This window comes from Actinokineospora sp. NPDC004072, from assembly GCF_053604195.1.
The window spans coordinates 362,699-379,726 of record NZ_JBSGHB010000003.1 but is presented as its reverse complement, the minus strand read 5'-3'; the positions used below and the strand labels follow the sequence as shown (position 1 = coordinate 379,726).

The following is a 17,028-nucleotide window of genomic DNA, read 5'->3' as shown; positions in this document are numbered from 1 at the left end:
AATCTCCGCCCGTGCAGCCCGCCGTCGTCGCCCACCGCGGGGCGTCCGCGCACGCCGCCGAGCACACCCTCGCCGCCTACGACCTGGCCCTGGCCCAGGGCGCCGACGCGCTGGAGTGCGACGTGCGGCTGACCCGCGACGGGCACCTGGTCTGCGTGCACGACCGCAGGATCGACCGCACCACCAACGCCCGCGGCGTCGTCAGCGCCCTGTCGCTGGCGGACCTGGCGATGCTGGACTACGGCGGCGAGATCGGCGTGCTGACGCTGGACGCGCTGCTGGGCCTGACCAAGGACCACGGCAGCAGGCTGTTCATCGAGACCAAGCACCCGGTGCGCTACGGCGGGCTGGTCGAGGCGAAGCTGATCGCCCTGCTGGCCCGGCACGGCCTGGCCGCCCCCGCGGCCAAGGACGACTCGCCCGTGGTGGTGATGTCCTTCTCGACGCTGGCCGTGCGGCGGGTCCGGGCCGCGGCCCCGCGGCTGCCGACCGTGCTGCTGCTGAGCCAGCTCTGGCCGACCCTGCGCGACGGCACGCTGCCGCCGTGGGCCGACCACACCGGCCCGGGCATCGGCGTGCTGCGCCGCGACCCGGACTACGTGGCCCGCGCCGCCGACCACGGCCACGCCACCTACTGCTGGACCGTCGACCGGCCCGAGGACGTGGCGCTGTGCGCGGCCATCGGCGTGCGCTGGCTGGCCACCAACGCCCCGGCCGCGACCCGCGCCGCCCTGGGCGGGGGATGATTCGGTAGCGTCGGCCGCGCAGCTGTCCCGGTCTCGACGAGGAGTGCCCCACGTGTCCAAGCGATCCGCGGTGAAGAACGCGCGCAAGGCCAAGGAAGCGGACTCCTCGGGCATCAATCCGAGGCAGCCCTGCCCGTGCGGGTCGGGCAAGCGCTACAAGGCGTGCCACGGGTCCGCAGGCGGCGTGGTGGACGTGCCGGTCGCGCGGCCGTTCGAGGGGCTGGCGTTCGAGCGCGAGCTGATCGCGCTGCGCGAGTTCGTCCCGTCCGGCACGGCGAAGCTGCGGCTGCGGGCCGACCTGGCGGGCGAGCCGCGCGAGATCACCGTGGCGACCGTGCTGCCGATGGCCGCGGCCGGCCTGGTCCGCGCCGACGACGCGGCGTTCCTGGGCCTGCAGGTGCAGACCCGGTCCAACGACATCAGCCGCGACCTCGCCCGCGCGCTGCGGTGGCTGCTGACCGCCAAGGCGGGCGACGTGCTGCCGGTGGTCGGGCCGGAGTCCGACCCGGGCCCCGACCCCGAGCGGCTGCAGGACCTGGTCGACCCCGACGCCGAGCTGGTCGCCGAGGTGCACCCGGACTTCGCCTGGTGGCTGCCCGAGGGCAGCGAGCCGACCGGCGACGTCGCGCTGTCGCTGGAGCGGGCCAACCAGGCGATCATGCCCACCGAGCGGATCGGCCCGGCGGCCTACTGGGTCGACGCGGGCGACAAGGCGCACCTGCGCTGGGTGCGGCCCGAGCCCGAGGAGCAGCTGCTGGCCGCGCTGGCCCGGCTGCACGCCCGCGGCGAGCTGACCCTGGGCGAGGGCTCCCGCTACGCCGGGTCGTTCCGGGCGCACGGGCTGCTGGTGCCGGTCTGGGACCTCGACCCCGAGCGGCACGCCCGCGAGTGGACCGCCGCGGCCGGGGAGCTGGGCGAGCGGGTGGACGCCGCGCTGGCCTCGCTGGCCGACGAGCCGCTGACCGGCGCCGAGCGGCGCGCCCGCGACGGCCTGCTCGGCAGGCAGGTCACCATCCGGTGATCCTGCACATCCTGCCGCGCGCCGAGTGGCCCGCGCCGGAGGTGCGCCCGGCCAGCCTGGACACCGAGGGCTTCGTGCACTGCTCCGACCCCGGCACCGTGCACCTGCCCGCGGGCAGGCTCTTCGCCGGGCGCACGGACCTGCTGCTGCTGGAGATCGATCCGGCCGCGGTGGGCGCGCCCGTGCGCTGGGAGCCGGGGTCGCCGCCGGTGCCGGGCGGGCCGTGGTTCCCGCACGTCTACGGCCCGATCCCCGCGGCGGCGGTCGTCGCGGTGCACGACTTCCCGCCCGACCCCGACGGCGGGTTCACCCTGCCCGCCGCGATCGCGCATCGATGAGCGGGGCGGGCGGCCGATCCGGCCGCCCGCCCCATCGCATCCGCTTCCTAGATCGCGCCGCCTGCCGCGCGCGGGGCCAGCGGGTCGTTGCCCGCGTCGCCGACCTGCTCGCGGGCCAGGTAGTCCTCCACGTGGAAGAGGTTGCCGTCGGCGCGCTTGATGACGTTGAGCAGCGTGCTCATCTGCGCGACCTCCTCGACCTGCTCCTTGAGGAACCACTGCATGAACTGCTCGCCCGCGTAGTCGTCCTCGTCCCGGGCGACCTTGGCCAGGGCGATGATGTCGTCGGTGACGCCGCGCTCCTGCTGCAGCGCCAGCGCGACGAGGTCGGCGGGCTCGGTGAATTCGTTGCGCACCTCGTCGACGCCGGGAATCGTCACCGGAATGCCGTTGTCGAGCAGGTACTGCACGATCATCATCGCGTGGTTGCGCTCTTCCAGCGACTGCCGGTAGAAGTGCCCGGCCAGCCGCGGCAGGTCCTGGCCGTCGAACCAGACGGCCAGCGCCACGTACTGCTGGGAGGCGGTGAACTCGTTGCGGATCTGGGCCTGCAGCAACTGGTGGAACTTGGTGGTCATGTCATCCAGAATACGTTCTTCCGGGTGGTTCTCCGATCCGATGGTGCGGTTTTGCGGTGATTCTCCGTCACATTAGGCAAGCCTTGGTGAAGGAGAATTAAGGAAGGCATTCCTAATTTCGGGGGAACCGACCCGGGCGCAGGTGCGCCGAAGCCGCGGTGACAAGATCAGGCCGACTCCCCGGGAGGTTCGCGTGCCCCTCACCCGCCCGGTGCCCGATGGCGCCGCGTGACGGATGGGCGACCGGTGTGCTGGTCGCCCTGCTCGCCGTGTTCGGGACCATCGCGTTCCTCGCCGTCCGCTACCTGCTGGCCTAGCCGGCTGGAGGGCGCGGCTAGAGGCGCGGGCTAGAGGACGTCGCGGCGGATGGGGCAGGACATGCAGCGCGGGCCGCCGCGGCCGGTGCCCAGCTCCGACCCGCTGATCCGCAGCACCTCGATGCCCGCGTCCTCCAGCCGGGAGTTGGTCTCCACGTTGCGCTCGTAGGCCACGACCACGCCCGGCGCGACGGCCAGGGTGTTGTTGCCGTCGTCCCACTGCTCGCGCTCGGCGGTCACCGGGTCGAGGCCGGTGTCGATGACGCGCAGCCGGTCGATCCCCATCGCCGCGGCCGCCGCGTCCAGGAACGGCGCGGGCCCGTCGACGGCCACGGCGCCGTCGACCATGCGCATGGTGAACGCGGTCAGGGTGTCGCGCACCGCCGGGTACATGACCACGGCGTCGCGGTCGACCATCGTGCACACGGTGTCCAGGTGCATCGTGGCGCGGTCCTGGGCGATCGGCACCGCGAGCACGGTGTGCGCCAGGCCGTCGGCGAAGGCCGAGCGGGCCAGCGACTCCGCGCCCGCGGGCGTGGTGCGCTCGCCGACGCCGATGGCGATCACCCCGGGGGCCAGCAGCAGCACGTCCCCGCCCTCGACCGGGGCCGAGCTGGCCCCGTAGGCGCGGCCCGCGGCCCGGAATCGCGGGTGGTAGGCGTAGATCAGGTCCAGCAGCGCGGTCTCGCGCGCCCGCGCGGGCATCGCCAGCGACGCGATGGCCACCCGGTCGCCGATCCACACCGACGAGTCGCGGGTGAACAGCAGGTTCGGCAGCGGGTCGACCACGAAGTCGTGCGGGTGGTGCATCTTGCGCACCAGCGACGCGCCCTCGGCGGCGGGCAGCTCCTCGAAGGTCATGCCGCCCATCAGCACGTCGGCCAGCCCCTTGGCGTCGACGGTGGCCAGGTACCCGGCCAGCGCGTCGGCCAGCTCGTTGCCGATGCGCCGCCGGTCCACCGCCGTGGCCGAGGCCGCCGCGTGGGCGCGCTCGTCGGCCAGCGCCGCGACCAGCGCGTCGGCCAGCAGCATGACCTCGACGCCGCGCCCGGTCAGCACGTCGGCGAAGGCGTCGTGCTCGTCCTGGGCCCGGTCGACCCACGGGATGCTGTCGAACAGCAGCTGGTCGTTGTTGCGCGGCGTGAGCCGCTTGAGCTCGTTGCCGGGCCGGTGCAGCAGCACGGTGCGCAGCGGGCCCACCTCGCTGTCCACGCGGGGGGCGGGAGCGGCCTGCTCGGCGTCGGGCACGGGGAGGTCGGTCACGTCGGCAGCGTAACCACTCGGTACGGGAAATGCCGCTGCCGAGCGGGTCAACTGGAGGAAGAAGCCGGAAACAGCCACGATCGCAGTGGGTTCATTAAACAGATCCGCCGATCGACACGCAGATCGTTGTGTCGATGAACGAGCTACAGCGACGGGCCCGGCTCCAGCAGCGGGGCGAAGAGGTCGCCGTGCTCCTCGATGCGGTCCAGGACGTCGTCCGCGGTGAACACCAGGTCCTCCGGGTCGCGGCAGGCGGCGACCTCGTCCCAGGTCAGCGGGGTCGAGACGGTGGGGTCGCGGCGGGCGCGCAGCGAGTACGGCGCGACGGTGGTCTTCTGCGGGTTGTTCTGGCTCCAGTCGATGAACACCTTGCCCGGCCGGAGGTTGCGCGCCATCCGGGAGACCACCAGCGCGGGCGTCTCCCGCTCGAACTCCTCGGCCAGCGCCTTGGCGAACTCCGAGGGCCGCAGCTCGGCCTCGGCCCGCACGGCGGCGTAGACCTGCATGCCCTTGTTGCCGCTGGTCTTCGCCACCGGGGTCAGGCCCGCGTCGGCGAGCACGTCGCGCAGGCGCAGGGCCACCGCGCAGCACTCGACGATCGTGGCGGGCTCGCCGGGGTCGAGGTCGAACACCAGGCGGTTGGGCAGGCCCTTCCCGCCGTCGGCCGTGATGGTCCACTGCGGAACGTGCAGCTCCAGGCCTGCCAGGTTGGCCGCCCAGACCACCGAGGGCAGGTCGCCGAGCACGGCGAAGTCCAGCGTCTCGGCCCCGGTGCTGCTGCCCGGGGTCGGGATGGTCACCGTGCGGATCCAGCCCGGGGCGTGCCGGGAGGCGTTCTTGTCGTAGAAGCCGGGCTTGGCCACCCCGTCGGGGAAGCGGCGGAAGGTGACCGGGCGCTCGGCCAGGTGCGGCAGCAGCGCGGGCGCGACCCGGCTGTAGTAGTTGATCACCTCGCCCTTGGTGAAGCCGCCGGGGTAGAGCACCTTCTCCAGGTTGGACAGCCGCATCCGCTGCCCCTGCACCTCGACCAGCACCTCACCGGGCATCCGGGGTCCACCTCTCGACGTCCTCGGGGCGTTTGTCGGCGCGCAGGCCGCGCCAGGCGGCGGCGCGCAGCTTGCCGTCGCCGGTCCAGTTGCGGAACACCACCTCGCCGACCATCGTCGGCTCCACCCAGCGCGCGCCCTTGGCCTTGTCCCTGGGCACCTCGTTGCAGAACGGCGAGCGCCGCCTCGCCGACTCCCGCAGCTTCCCCATGATCAGCTGGAGCACCTCGTCGCTGAACCCGGTGCCGACCTGCCCGACGTAGCGCAGGCCCTCGTCGGTGGGCACGCCGAGCATCAGCGAGCCGAAGGCGTCCGACCGCTTGCCCTCGCCCGGCAGCCACCCGCCGACGACCACCTCGACGGCCCGCACGTTGGCGACCTTGATCCAGTCCGGCGACCGCCGCCCGGGCAGGTACCGCGAGGTGAGCCGCTTGGCGACCACCCCCTCCAGCCCGCGCTCGCCCGCGGCGGCCGCGACTGCCGCGCCCTCGCCCGGGTAGCTCGGCGAGGTCAGCCAGCTCGGCCCGCGCAGCTCCAGGGCCTCCAGCAGGGCGCGCCGCTCGTGGAAGGGCAGCGTCAGCGTGGAGTGGCCGTCCAGGTGCAGCACGTCGAAGACGATGTAGGTCGCGGGCAGCTCGGCGGCCCAGCGCCGGGCCGCGCGCTCGTCGGCGGTGTGCATGCGCTTCTGCAGGGCGTGGAACGACGGGCGGCCGTCCTCCAGCACGACGATCTCACCGTCGAGCCAGACCTGGGTCGACCCCAGCTCCTCGGCCAGCGGCCGCAGCTCCGGGTAGTGCGAGGTGATGTCGTTGCCCAGCCGCGACAGCAGGGTCAGCCGGCCGCCCTCGCACCGGGCCAGGCCGCGCACGCCGTCCCACTTGAACTCGTAGGCCCAGAGGTCGTCCTCGTCGGCGGGCGGCAGCCTGCCCGCGGTGGCCAGCATCGGCTCGATCGCCGCGGGCAGCGGCGTCCAGCCCGGCGGGGCGGGCTCGGAGCGCTTGACCATCCAGTTCTTGCCCGACCCGCCGCCGCGGAAGAAGGTGTAGCGGCCCTGGGCGCGGGCGCCGTGGAAGACCACGGCCACCTCCCGGTCGCTCCACTTGACCGTCTCGTACCGGCCGCGGTCCCAGATGGTCATGGTCCCGCCGCCGTACTCCCCGCGCGGGATCTCGCCCTCGAAGGTCGCGTACTCCATCGGGTGGTCCTCGGTGTGCACCGCGAGCCGGATGTCGCCGGGGTCCAGCGGCAGGCCCTTGGGCACCGCCCAGCTGACCAGCACGCCGCCGCGCTCCAGCCGCACGTCCCAGTGCAGGGCGCGGGCGTGGTGCTCCTGGATGACGAAGGTGTCGTCGCGGCCCGCGGGCAGCGCGTCGTCGGCGGGGATCGGCTCCGGGGTGCGCCCGGCGTTGCGCTTCCGGCGGTACTCGCCGAGTCCTCCCATGCCCCATTGGTACCGCGACCTGCGGCGAAACGCCACAGACCGAGCAAGGCAGAATGCGGGGATGACCGACCTCGATGAGGCGCCCGGCTGGGACGCGATCGATGCGGCGCTGGCCGACCTGTACCCGGGTGTGGCCCCGCGGCACGTCGGCTACCCGCCCGGTGTCCACCTCGGCTCCGGGCTGCAGGGGTGCAGCGCCTACCCGACCGACGAGTTCTGGCACTACGTCAGCTACGGCCTGACCGAGCTGTGGGGCAAGGACGCGGGCTCGGACCCGCAGTGGAGCGGCTGGGGCTTCGAGCTGACCATGCGCGTGCGCCGCCACCCCGGCCAGGACCTGGCCCCGGGCTGGCCGTTCTCCCTGCTGGAGCACCTGGCCCGGTTCGTCCGCGAGCAGCGGGTCCTGCTCGCAGGCGGCCACGTGGTCGACCTGCGCCAGCCGCTGACCGACGGCACCGCGCTGACCGCGGTCGCCTTCGCCGCCGACCCCGAGCTGGGCTCGATGGAGACCGTCAACGGCCGGGTCGACTTCCTGACCGCCGTCGGCATCACCGCCGCCGAGCTGGCCGCGCTGCACGAGGGCACGTGGTCGCTGGCCGACCTCGCCGACCCGATGCTGCTGACCGACCCGGCTAGGGCAGCCAGCTGATCCGGTCGCGCAGCAGCGCGTAGCCGACGAAGGCCACCACGTCGAGCAGCGTGTGGGCGATGACCAGCGGCCACAGCCGGTTGGTGCGCTGCCACACCCGGCCGAAGACCAGGCCCATCACGACGTTGCCGATGAACCCGCCGAACCCCTGGTAGAGGTGGTACGAGCCGCGCACCAGGGCCGAGACCAGCAGCGAGGCGTTCTCCGACAGGCCCAGATGGCGCAGCCGGGTGAGCAGGTAGCCGACGACCAGCACCTCCTCGGCCCAGGCGTTGCCGATGGCCAGCAGGACCAGCGCGATGGGCCGCCACCAGGTGTCGTCGAGCGTCGAGGGCGCGACCGCCAGGTTCGCCCCCGCGGCGTGCGCGGCGAGGTAGAACGCCAGGCCGGGCAGGCCGATCAGCGCGGCGAGCCCGACGCCCGCGGCGCTGTCGCGGCCCTTGCGCGTCCCGTCGAGGCCGACCGCGGCCAGCTTCACGCCCGCGCGGTAGAGCAGGTAGGCCCCGAGCGCGCCCCAGGCCAGCAGCCGGAGCGCGGCGAGGAGCTGCTTGGCCAGGTCGATGAGCCCGGCGCGGGCCAGCGGCACGTTGATGGCGACGGTCTGGTCGCGGATCGGGACGGGGGCCAGCAGCGAGTCCAGCAGGGTCAGCAGGCTGGTCAGCCCGGCCATGCCCAGCGTCACGGCGAAGACGATGACCAGCTCGACCCGGATCGGCCCGCGCTCGGCCGGGTCGAGGGCGGGGACGGGGGAGCGGGGGCGCAGCCAGCTCATCCGATGCGCGCCACGGTGAGGAACGGGTAGCCGGGCAGGCCGACGGCGACCGGCCCGCAGGCGGGCGGGCCCGCGGTCCACAGCTGCCCGGTGGCGGCGATGTTGGCCAGCAGCGCGGGGCTGGCCCGGGTGAACCGGATGGTGGCCGTCGCGCCGTCGGGCAGCGTCACCCGGCCGCTGGCCCGGTCGTCGGCGAGCTCGACCGGCGCGCTGGTCCACGGGCCCGCGGACAGCAGCTGGTGGACCCGCGTCCAGTGCCGCAGCCGGTGCACGCGCCAGGCCAGCAGGCCGAGGATGAGCGCGGTGGCCGCGATCAGGCCGACCAGCAGCTCGACCCGCCCGGACACGCCCCGGCGCAGCAGGTCGACCAGCACGAACACGGCGAAGGCGAGCAGCAGCAGCGGGGCGAGCAGGTCGGTGCGCGAGCGCCTGCGCGGCCCGGCGATGGCGCGGGCGAGCACGGCGTCGTCGGCGGCGGTGGCCGCGCCTGCCGGGTTGGTCTGCACCGGGCTGAGCTGGTAGCCCGCGCCGATGTCGGTGTCGGTGGTCCTGGCCTGGCCCAGCGGCAGCACCAGGCCGCGGGCGCGGATGGCGGCCCAGCCGCGCGCGTCCGGCCCGACCAGCCAGACCGCGCCGGTGCGGGCCAGCACCTGCTGGGCCGACCAGGACAGCGCGGGGGCGAGCAGGTCGACGGTGGCGCCGTCGGGCTCGCGCAGCCGCAGCGGGGTCCGCGGGAGGCCCTTGAGCTGGCGGTAGACGCGCACCTTGGCCGGTCGCCAGGGCTCGGTGCGCAGCAGCTTGGCCGCCGGGCGGATCCAGAACCCGGTGGTGGCGACGGCGATCATGGCGCCGAGCACGAAGGCCAGCGCCGCGATCGTCAGCAGCGCGCTGGCCAGGCTGTCGAGCAGGACGGCCGGGACCGCGCAGACCAGGGCGGCCAGCGGTAGCGTGACCAGCGGCAGCCGCAGCGCGCGCAGGGCGCGGGCGGTCGCCGGGTCGGCCAGCGCGGGCCCGTCGGTCGGCGGCTCGGCGGCCGGGACCTCACTCATCCGCCCTCCCCATCGTCTCGGTAGATCGGCAGCGTAGCCACATCGGGCGAGCGGGCTTCCGCCCGACCCGCCAGCAAGTTAGGGTGTCCTAAGTAGGAGGTGGACCGGTGACCGACCCCGCGCCGCGCCCACCCGCCCCGTCCCCGGCGGAGCGGGCGCGCACCATCGCCGCCCTGGGCGGCCGCGCCGCGCTGGCCCCCGCGGCGGGCGACGAGCGGATCACGCCCGCCTTGCACCACGTCCACCCCGACGGCGGCGTCACCGTGCTGCTGCCCGCCGACCACCCCGTCGTCGCCACCGCCTGGCAGGCCCCGCGCGGGGAGGTCGCCGCGGTGGTCGAGCTGACCGACGCGGCCCCGGTCGAGCTGCGCGAGCCCGTGCGCGGCCTGCTGTGGATCAGCGGCTGGCTGCGGGCGCTCACCGCGGAGCAGGCCCGCGAGCTGGCCGTCGCCGTCGCCGAGCACCGGCCGGACCCGCGCCTGCTCGACGTCGGCCACGGCGCGGCCCTGCTGCGGCTGGTCCCCGCCGCGCTGGTCCTGGCCGACGCCGAGGGCGCCCACCCGATCCGGGTGCCGGACTTCACCGCGGCCGCCCCCGACCCGTTCGCCGCGCACGAGGCCGACTGGCTGCGCCACCTGGAGCTCTCGCACACCGACGTGGTCGGCGCGCTGACCCGGCACCTGCCCGACGAGCTGCGCGGCGGGCACGTCCGCCCGCTCGGCCTCGACCGCTACGGCATCCGCCTGCGCGTGGAGTCCCCGCACGCCGACCACGACGTCCGCCTCGCCTTCACCCGGCCGGTGCGGACGAACGAGGAGCTGGGCGCGGAGCTGCGCAAGCTGGTGGGCTGCCCGTTCCTGGCCGCCCAGCGCTAGACGACCTGGTTCGGCTCGACCAGGGCCAGGCGGATTTCTTCCAACCGCCCCACCACCGCGGCGACCTCGTCACCCGGCGGGTCGTCGGGGGCGGGGAGTCCCGCGATGTGGGAGACGACCTCCTGCAGCTCCAGCGTCGCCCACTCCAGCACGGCCAGCTCGTCGTCGGGCTCGGCGCCCGCGCGCCGGACCGCGGTGGCCGCCTCGGCGACCCCGTAGAGGGCCGTGACGGCCTCGTCCACCGCGCCCCGCGCGGCCAGCAGCGGCCCGGCGGGCACCAGCGCGTCGAAGTCGGCCTCGGCGTCGATCGCGCGGTCGAGCCAGAGCGCCTCGGCCGAGCCCGGCTCGACGTCCGGCGGGGCGGGCGGCTCGGCCAGGCGGCCCAGCAGGTACGGGACCAGGGCGCGGCCGACCCACACCGCCAGGCCGACGAGCACGGTCGCCACGGCGGGCAGGTGGATCGCCACCCCGACCGCGGCCGCGCACCCGGCCAGCAGCAGGCCCCACGGGTCACCCAGCGCGCGTGCGTGGCTGGTCATCTCGGCCTCCCCGGTGTCCGCGACAGTATGCGTCCGCGGCGGCCGGGGCACGAGGGCTCATGACCAATCGGGACCGCGCCTGCTCCACGTCCAGGCGTACCGCGGGTCCTCGCTGTCCACCGCGGCCTCGCCGAGGTCCAGCGGGCGGAAAGTGTCGACCATGACCGCGGTCTCGTCGAAGCGCTCCGCGCCCAGCGACGCCTCGGCCGCGCCGGGCTGCGGGCCGTGGGTGAAGCCGCCCGGGTGCAGCGACAGCGAGCCGATGCCGATGCCCGAGCCCTTGCGCGCCTCGTAGTCGCCGCCGACGTAGAACATCAGCTCGTCGGAGTCGACGTTGGCGTGGTTGTACGGCACGGGCACGGCCAGCGGGTGGTAGTCGACCTTGCGCGGGACGAAGGAGCAGACCACGAAGTTGGGGCCCTCGAAGGTCTGGTGCACCGGCGGCGGCTGGTGCACCCGCCCGGTGATCGGCTCGAAGTCGCGGATGTTGAACACCCACGGGTACAGGCAGCCGTCCCAGCCGACCACGTCGAAGGGGTGGTTGGCGTAGGTGTAGCGGGTCAGGCCCGCGCGGTGGCGGACCAGCACGTCGACGTCCTCGCCGTCGACCAGCAGCGGCTCGGCGGGCCCGCGCAGGTCGCGCTCGCAGTAGGGCGCGTGCTCCAGGAACTGGCCCTTGGTCGACAGGTACCGCCGCGGCGGGCCGACGTGCCCGGACGCCTCGATGATGTAGAGCCGCAGCTCGCCGTCGGGCACCACGCGGTAGGTCGTGGAGGTCGGCAGGACGACGTAGTCGCCGTCGGCCACCTGGAGGGCGCCGTAGATGGTCTCGATCGTTCCGGAGCCGCCCTGGACGTAGAGCAGCTCGTCGCCCACGGCGTTGCGGTACAGCCCGCTCGGCCGGGTCGCCACCACGAAGCCGATCACCACGTCGGCGTTGCCGAACAGCGTCCGCCTGCCGGACACCGCGTCGGCGTCGCCGGGGAACTTCAGGTCCTGCGTGCGGAAGTGGCGGGGCTTGAGCGGGTGGTTGGGCACCAGCGGGCCGCGGAAATCCTCGACGACCTGCGCATCCACGATCGCCGTCGGCAGGTGGCGGTGGTAGAGCAGCGCGGAGTCCGACGAGAAGCCCTCCACCCCCATGAGCTCCTCGGCGTAGAGCCCGCCCTCCGGAGAGCGGAACTGGGTGTGCCTTTTCGGCGGAATCTCACCGACCTGGCGGTAGTAGGGCATGGTTCCTCCGGGTGTCCGTTCTACGGACATCTTTGTTCAGTTGCCGGTACGCTATTAGCGTGTCAGGCGTGTCAAGTGCCGTTCCTCTCCCTGCGCCCGGTCCTCGTGGCATCCCGCCCCTGTTCGCGCGGCTGGTCGACGACGCCGCCCTGTTCCCGCCGGGCAGCGCGGCGATGCCCGACGCGGTGCGCCTGCACCTGCGGGGACGGGAGGGCGAGCACGCTGGACTCATGGGCGTGTTCCTCTGCCCGGCCTCGCGCCTGCCCGAGCTGATCACCGAGCTGATCAAGGCGAAGCCCACCAAGCCGGTGGCGCTCTCGCTGGTGATCGACACCGGTCTCGGCGGCGTGCCCAAGGCCCTGTCGATCGTGGAGTCGCGCGCCGAGCTGCTGGCGCTGCGCATGGTCGAGATGCCCGCCCCCGCCGACGTCGACGACGTGTGGCTGGAGCGGGTCAACGAGTTCGTGCCCGAGGACGTCATCCGGGTGGTCGAGCCGCGCCGCGGCGGCCCGGAGTGGCTCGACGGCATCCGCCGGGTGGTCGAGCACGGGAGCTGGCCCAAGATCCGCTGCGGCGGGCTGAGCCGCGAGGCGTTCCCCAGCGTCGACGAGGTCGCCGACTTCCTGTCGGTGATCAGCGCGGGCGAGGCGTCGTTCAAGGCGACGGCCGGGCTGCACAACGCCGTGCGGCACACCGAGGACGCCACCGGGTTCACCCACCACGGCTTCCTCAACCTGCTGGTCGCCACCGCCCGGCTGCTCTCCGGCGGCGACGTGCGCGCGGCGCTGGCCGAGACCGACGGGGCGAAGCTGGCCGCGGAGGCGGGCGCGCTGAGCGACCAGGCCGCGCACGCGGTGCGCGCGGTCTTCGGCTCCTACGGCTCGTGCTCGCTGGCCGAGCCGATCGCTGACCTGGAAGGGCTGGGCCTGCTGTGACCTGGATCGACGACCCCGCGTTCGCCGCCGACCGGCCCTTCGGCCCGCAGACGCTGCCCTACGGCGTCGTCGCCGACGGCGTGGCGGTGCGGGTGGGCGACCACGCCCTCCCGCTGGCCCCGCTGGCCGCGTCCTTCGCCGAGGACCTGCGGCCCCTGGTGGCCGCGCCCACGCTGGACGCCCTGCTGGCCGCGGGCGCGCCCGCCTGGCGGCGGGTGCACGCCCGCGTCCGCGAGCTGGTGACGGCCCCGACCGCGCCCGAAGGCGCCCGCCTCGTGCCGGTCGACACCGCGCGGCTGCCCTTCACCGTGGCCGACTACGTGGACTTCTACTCCTCGCGCCACCACGCCGAGAACGTCGGCCGGATCTTCCGCCCGAACGCCGAGCCGCTGCTGCCGAACTGGACCCACCTGCCGGTCGGCTACCACGGCCGCGCGGGCACGGTCTACGTCTCCGGCACCGAGATCCGGCGCCCGCACGGGCAGCGCGCGGGCGCGGACGGCCCGGTGTTCGGCCCCAGCGTGCGGCTGGACATCGAGGCCGAGATCGGCTTCGTCTGCGGCGGCCCGGTCACCGGCCGGGTGTCCACGGCCGACGCGCCCGAGCACGTCTTCGGCGTGGTGACGGTCAACGACTGGTCGGCGCGCGACATCCAGGCGTGGGAGTACGTGCCGCTCGGCCCGTTCCTGGGCAAGTCGTTCGCCACCTCGATCGGCGCGTGGATCACCCCGCTGGAGGCGTTCGCCGCGGCCCGGGTGCCGGTCAACTCCTCCGGCGACCTGCTCGACTACCTGGTCGAGGACGAGCCGTGGGGGCTGGACATCAGCATCGAGGTCCGGTGGAACGGCACGCTGGTCGCCACCCCGCCGTTCCGCACGATGGCCTACTCCTTCGCCCAGCAGCTGGCCCACATGACCGTCAACGGCGCGACCGTGCGCCCGGGCGACCTGTTCGCCTCGGGCACCGTCTCCGGGCCGGAGAAGGACCAGCGGGGCTCGTTCCTGGAGCTGAGCTGGAACGGCCAGGAACCGGTGGCCGTCGGCGGCGGCGAGCGCACGTTCCTGGAGGACGGGGACACGGTGACCATCACCGCCACCGCCCCCGGCCCGGACGGCTCGGTCGTGGGCCTGTCCGAGGTCACCGGCACGATCGTGGCGGCGGGGTAGCGTGCCCGGCATCCGCTCGTCGGCCCCGCGCCCGTCCAACCCGGCGGGCAAGGAGAGCTCGCTGACCCTCGACCGCGGCCTGGCCCTGCTCCAGGCGGTCGCCGACGCCGACACCGAGGCGCCGACGATCAGCGACCTGGCCGCGGCGATCGGGGCCAGCCGGGCGGCGGTGTACCGGCTGCTGGTGCCGCTGCAGACCCGCGGCCTGGTCCGCCGGGAGGGCTCCAAGGTCCGCCTCGGCCTCGGCCTGCTCCAGCTGGCGGCCAAGGTGGCCCCCCAGCTGCGCGTCGCCGCGCTGCCCGCGCTGCGCGAGCTGGCCGAGGCCGTCGGGGCGACCGCGCACCTGACGGTGGCCGACGGCGACGAGGCGCAGGCCGTCGCGGTGGTGGAGCCGTCGTGGACGGCCTACCACGTCGCCTACCGCGTGGGCACCCGCCACGCCCTGCACAAGGGCGCGGCGGGCAAGGCGATCGGCCTGCGCAACGAGGGCCAGCCGTGGGTGACCACGGTCGGCGAGCTGCAACCCGGCGCCCACGGCGTCGCCGCGCCCGTGCGCGGCGTGCCGGGGCTGCGGGCCAGCGTCGGGGTCGTGACCTTCGAGCAGCTCGACCCCGACCTCGTCGGGCCGCGGGTGGTGGCCGCGGCGACGGCGATCGCTACGGCCCTGCGGTGATCACCTGGTAGAGCGCGAACAGCGCGAACCCGGCGAACACCACGCCAGCGACCCGCTGGATGAGCTTGGGCCGCAGCCGGTCGGCGATCTTGCGGCCGACCAGCACCGCCACCCCCGCGACGGTCACCAGCGCCAGGAACGACCCGATGGCGACGAAGACCGGCTCGGCGTACTTGGCGCTCAGGCCCGCGGTGGCGATCTGCGAGGCGTCGCCCCACTCGGCGGCGAACAGCACGCCGAAGGACGTCAGCGCGATGCGGGTGAAGGTCGCCGGGCCGTTCGCCGCCGCGGCGGTCTCCTTGTCGTCGTCCTTGCTGAAGCCCTCCTTCAGCAGCAGGAACGCGCCGATGCCGAACAGCAGCGCGACGATCCCGGCGACCACCCGGTCGGGCAGCAGGGTGAGCACGCCGCCGAACGCGGCGGCGATCACCACCTGCACGGCGAACGCGGCGGTCACGCCGACGAACACCGGCCAGGCCCGGTAGCGGGTGGTGAGGATGAGCGTGGCGACCATCGTCTTGTCCGGCAGCTCGACCACGAACACCAGGGCGAACGCGCTCAGCAGCGCGATCAGGGCGGTTCCCACCGTGTGTGCACCTCTCGTCCGACATGCGAACCCGGACGGAGGGATGGCAGCTCCGACCGGGCATTCCTACCCGGCCGGAGGTCTCGTTCGCCCGCGCTGGACGCGGGTGGGGCGCCGGACTCGATGCGAGCCAGTGTGTCGACGGCCCCGCCGGAAACCGCTGGCTGCGGTCCGCGGGAACTACTCCCCTCAGGCGCGTCCAGTGTAGTGCCCCGGCGGGGCGCGGCGACGTGAACCGGCTCACGGGACCTACGTCCCGCGGCGGCGGGACCGCGGGACCTGCCGGCTGATCACGCCGCTGGGCACGCTGGGCGCGTGGACGTTCTCGACCTCGCGCGGTGGCAGTTCGGCATCACCACCGTCTACCACTTCCTGATGGTGCCGCTCACCATCGGACTGTCCATCCTGGTCGCCGGGATGCAGACGGCGTGGGTGCGCACGGGTGACGAGAAGTACCTGCGGATGACCAAGTTCTGGGGGAAGCTGCTGCTGGTCAACTTCGCCATGGGCGTGGTGACCGGCATCGTCCAGGAGTTCCAGTTCGGCATGAACTGGAGCGAGTACTCCCGGTTCGTCGGCGACGTCTTCGGCGCGCCGCTGGCGATGGAGGGCCTGGTCGCCTTCTTCGTCGAGTCGACCTTCCTCGGCCTGTGGATCTTCGGCTGGGACCGCCTGCCCCGGCGGGTGCACCTGGCCTGCGCGTGGGCGTTCAGCCTGGCCACGGTCGCCTCGGCCTACTTCATCCTGGCGGCGAACTCGTGGATGCAGCACCCGGTCGGCGTCGCGCTGGTCGACGGCAAGCCGGTGCTGACCTCGATCTGGGCCGTGCTGACCAACAACACCGCGCTCGCGGCCATCCCGCACACCATCGCGGGCACCTTCGCCGTGGCGGGCTCGTTCCTGGTGGGCATCGCCGCCTGGCACCTGTGGCGCAAGCGGGGCGCCGAGGACGCCGACCGCCCGGTGTGGCGGTCCTCGGTGAAGGTCGGCGGCTGGGTGTCGGCGGTGGCCTTCGCCGCGCTGGCGATCACCGGCGACCTGCAGGGCAAGCTGATGTTCGAGCAGCAGCCGATGAAGATGGCCGCCGCCGAGGCGCTGTGCCACACCGAGTCGCCCGCGGCGTTCTCCGTCTTCGCCATCGGCGACGTGACCCGGCCCGACTGCGAGAACGTCAAGTCCATCACCGTGCCCGCGCTGCTGTCCTTCTTGGCGCACAACGACTTCACCACCGAGGTGCGCGGCATCGAGGACCTGGTGGTGGAGTACCGCGAGCGCTACGGGGAGTTCTACCCGGTCGACGAGCGGCTGGGCGAGCTGTCCGGGCAGCCGATCGACTACGTGCCCAACCTGCCGGTGACCTACTGGGGCTTCCGCCTGATGATCGGCTTCGGCGCGCTCGGCACCGGCATCGCGGTCCTGGTGCTGTGGCTGACCCGGGGCGGGCGCATCCCGCGGGGCCGGTGGTTCCCGCGGCTGGCGCTGGCGGGCATCGCCACGCCGTTCCTGGGCAACAGCTTCGGCTGGATCTTCACCGAGATGGGCAGGCAGCCGTTCGTGGTGGTGCCCAATCCGTCCGGTGTGGACGGGGTGTGGATGTTCACCGCGCGGGCCGTCTCCGGGCTGACCACCGGCGAGGTGTGGACGTCGCTGATCGGCCTCACCCTCATCTACGCCGTGCTGGCCGCGGTCGAGGTGTTCCTCATCGTCCGCTACGTGCGCGGCGGGGTGGCCGGGGTGATGCCGCCGCGCAAACCCGATCCGTCCGGCGACGCGCTCGCCTTCGCGTACTGAGGGGGAGGCC

At 74.0% G+C, this 17,028-nt stretch carries 18 protein-coding genes; 9 read left to right on the top strand and 9 right to left on the bottom strand.

The genetic code is table 11. The annotated features are described in order from the left end of the window. Window positions 1-11: 11 nt before the first annotated feature. Genes ACWEPX_RS06650 through ACWEPX_RS06640 form a run of 3 tightly spaced genes read left to right on the top strand, consistent with a single transcriptional unit; the run spans window position 12 to window position 2,105 of the window. Window positions 12-746 carry a glycerophosphodiester phosphodiesterase gene (locus tag ACWEPX_RS06650; protein WP_451896086.1) on the top strand — a complete coding sequence of 245 codons (735 nt, stop codon included), beginning with the start codon at window positions 12-14 and terminating at the stop codon, window positions 744-746. A 52-nt stretch (window positions 747-798) separates the two neighbouring features. Beyond that, complete coding sequence (locus ACWEPX_RS06645; RefSeq protein ID WP_451896085.1) at window positions 799-1,767, top strand: DUF5926 family protein; 969 nt, start codon at window positions 799-801, stop codon at window positions 1,765-1,767. Next, the gene (locus tag ACWEPX_RS06640) at window positions 1,764-2,105 is read left to right on the top strand and encodes a DUF952 domain-containing protein (RefSeq protein WP_451896084.1); all 342 of its coding nucleotides are present in this window, start codon (window positions 1,764-1,766) and stop codon (window positions 2,103-2,105) included. Before ACWEPX_RS06645 ends, ACWEPX_RS06640 begins: the two co-directional genes overlap by 4 nt. Window positions 2,106-2,152: 47 nt before the next feature. Here the strand turns inward: ACWEPX_RS06640 and ACWEPX_RS06635 are convergent, their stop codons facing one another. The 4 genes from ACWEPX_RS06635 to ligD (ACWEPX_RS06620) form a co-directional block, all read right to left on the bottom strand. Further along, window positions 2,153-2,683, bottom strand: a complete 531-nt coding sequence (locus tag ACWEPX_RS06635; RefSeq protein WP_451896083.1) for a ferritin — start codon at window positions 2,681-2,683, stop codon at window positions 2,153-2,155. Window positions 2,684-3,030: 347 nt separating this feature from the next. Then, window positions 3,031-4,212: an arginine deiminase gene (locus ACWEPX_RS06630; protein ID WP_451896181.1), complete on the bottom strand. Its 1,182-nt coding sequence runs from the start codon at window positions 4,210-4,212 to the stop codon at window positions 3,031-3,033. 194 nt (window positions 4,213-4,406) lie between these two features. Beyond that, window positions 4,407-5,309 (bottom strand): non-homologous end-joining DNA ligase, encoded by a 903-nt coding sequence (ligD, locus tag ACWEPX_RS06625; RefSeq protein ID WP_451896082.1) that lies wholly within the window; start codon window positions 5,307-5,309, stop codon window positions 4,407-4,409. Beyond that, window positions 5,299-6,750 (bottom strand): non-homologous end-joining DNA ligase, encoded by a 1,452-nt coding sequence (gene ligD, locus ACWEPX_RS06620; RefSeq protein WP_451896081.1) that lies wholly within the window; start codon window positions 6,748-6,750, stop codon window positions 5,299-5,301. Before ligD (ACWEPX_RS06620) ends, ligD (ACWEPX_RS06625) begins: the two co-directional genes overlap by 11 nt. 61 nt (window positions 6,751-6,811) lie before the next feature. On the opposite strand from ligD (ACWEPX_RS06620), the gene ACWEPX_RS06615 reads away from it, so the two are divergent. After that, window positions 6,812-7,399, top strand: a complete 588-nt coding sequence (locus ACWEPX_RS06615; protein ID WP_451896080.1) for a suppressor of fused domain protein — start codon at window positions 6,812-6,814, stop codon at window positions 7,397-7,399. On the opposite strand, the gene ACWEPX_RS06610 is transcribed toward ACWEPX_RS06615, so the two are convergent. Further along, entirely contained in the window at window positions 7,383-8,171 is a 789-nt protein-coding gene (locus ACWEPX_RS06610) for a CPBP family intramembrane glutamic endopeptidase (protein WP_451896079.1), read from the bottom strand. The genes ACWEPX_RS06615 and ACWEPX_RS06610 overlap by 17 nt on opposite strands. Then, entirely contained in the window at window positions 8,168-9,220 is a 1,053-nt protein-coding gene (locus ACWEPX_RS06605; RefSeq protein ID WP_451896078.1) for a hypothetical protein, read from the bottom strand. Before ACWEPX_RS06605 ends, ACWEPX_RS06610 begins: the two co-directional genes overlap by 4 nt. 107 nt (window positions 9,221-9,327) lie before the next feature. On the opposite strand from ACWEPX_RS06605, the gene ACWEPX_RS06600 reads away from it, so the two are divergent. Then, entirely contained in the window at window positions 9,328-10,095 is a 768-nt protein-coding gene (locus ACWEPX_RS06600; RefSeq protein WP_451896077.1) for a DUF2470 domain-containing protein, read from the top strand. Here ACWEPX_RS06600 and ACWEPX_RS06595 read toward each other — a convergent pair. Next, window positions 10,092-10,634, bottom strand: coding sequence for a hypothetical protein (locus ACWEPX_RS06595; protein ID WP_451896076.1), 543 nt, complete (start codon window positions 10,632-10,634; stop codon window positions 10,092-10,094). The two genes, ACWEPX_RS06600 and ACWEPX_RS06595, sit on opposite strands and share 4 nt — an antisense overlap. 57 nt (window positions 10,635-10,691) lie before the next feature. After that, window positions 10,692-11,867: a homogentisate 1,2-dioxygenase gene (locus ACWEPX_RS06590; RefSeq protein WP_451896075.1), complete on the bottom strand. Its 1,176-nt coding sequence runs from the start codon at window positions 11,865-11,867 to the stop codon at window positions 10,692-10,694. Window positions 11,868-11,935: 68 nt separating this feature from the next. Between ACWEPX_RS06590 and ACWEPX_RS06585 the strand changes: the two genes are divergently transcribed. The 3 genes from ACWEPX_RS06585 to ACWEPX_RS06575 are packed head-to-tail and all read left to right on the top strand — an operon-like array spanning window position 11,936 to window position 14,641. Beyond that, window positions 11,936-12,802, top strand: a complete 867-nt coding sequence (locus ACWEPX_RS06585; protein ID WP_451896074.1) for a hypothetical protein — start codon at window positions 11,936-11,938, stop codon at window positions 12,800-12,802. Continuing rightward, window positions 12,799-13,968: a fumarylacetoacetate hydrolase family protein gene (locus tag ACWEPX_RS06580; RefSeq protein WP_451896073.1), complete on the top strand. Its 1,170-nt coding sequence runs from the start codon at window positions 12,799-12,801 to the stop codon at window positions 13,966-13,968. The genes ACWEPX_RS06585 and ACWEPX_RS06580 overlap by 4 nt, the downstream gene beginning before the upstream one ends. A 1-nt stretch (window position 13,969) precedes the next feature. Continuing rightward, window positions 13,970-14,641, top strand: a complete 672-nt coding sequence (locus ACWEPX_RS06575; protein ID WP_451896072.1) for a helix-turn-helix domain-containing protein — start codon at window positions 13,970-13,972, stop codon at window positions 14,639-14,641. Here the strand turns inward: ACWEPX_RS06575 and ACWEPX_RS06570 are convergent. Further along, window positions 14,625-15,215 (bottom strand): TMEM165/GDT1 family protein, encoded by a 591-nt coding sequence (locus ACWEPX_RS06570; protein WP_451896180.1) that lies wholly within the window; start codon window positions 15,213-15,215, stop codon window positions 14,625-14,627. The two genes, ACWEPX_RS06575 and ACWEPX_RS06570, sit on opposite strands and share 17 nt — an antisense overlap. A 327-nt stretch (window positions 15,216-15,542) precedes the next feature. Between ACWEPX_RS06570 and ACWEPX_RS06565 the strand changes: the two genes are divergently transcribed. Then, a complete protein-coding gene (locus ACWEPX_RS06565) occupies window positions 15,543-17,018 on the top strand; it encodes a cytochrome ubiquinol oxidase subunit I (RefSeq protein ID WP_451896071.1) in 1,476 nt (491 codons plus the stop codon). The last annotated feature ends 10 nt before the right edge of the window (window positions 17,019-17,028 follow it).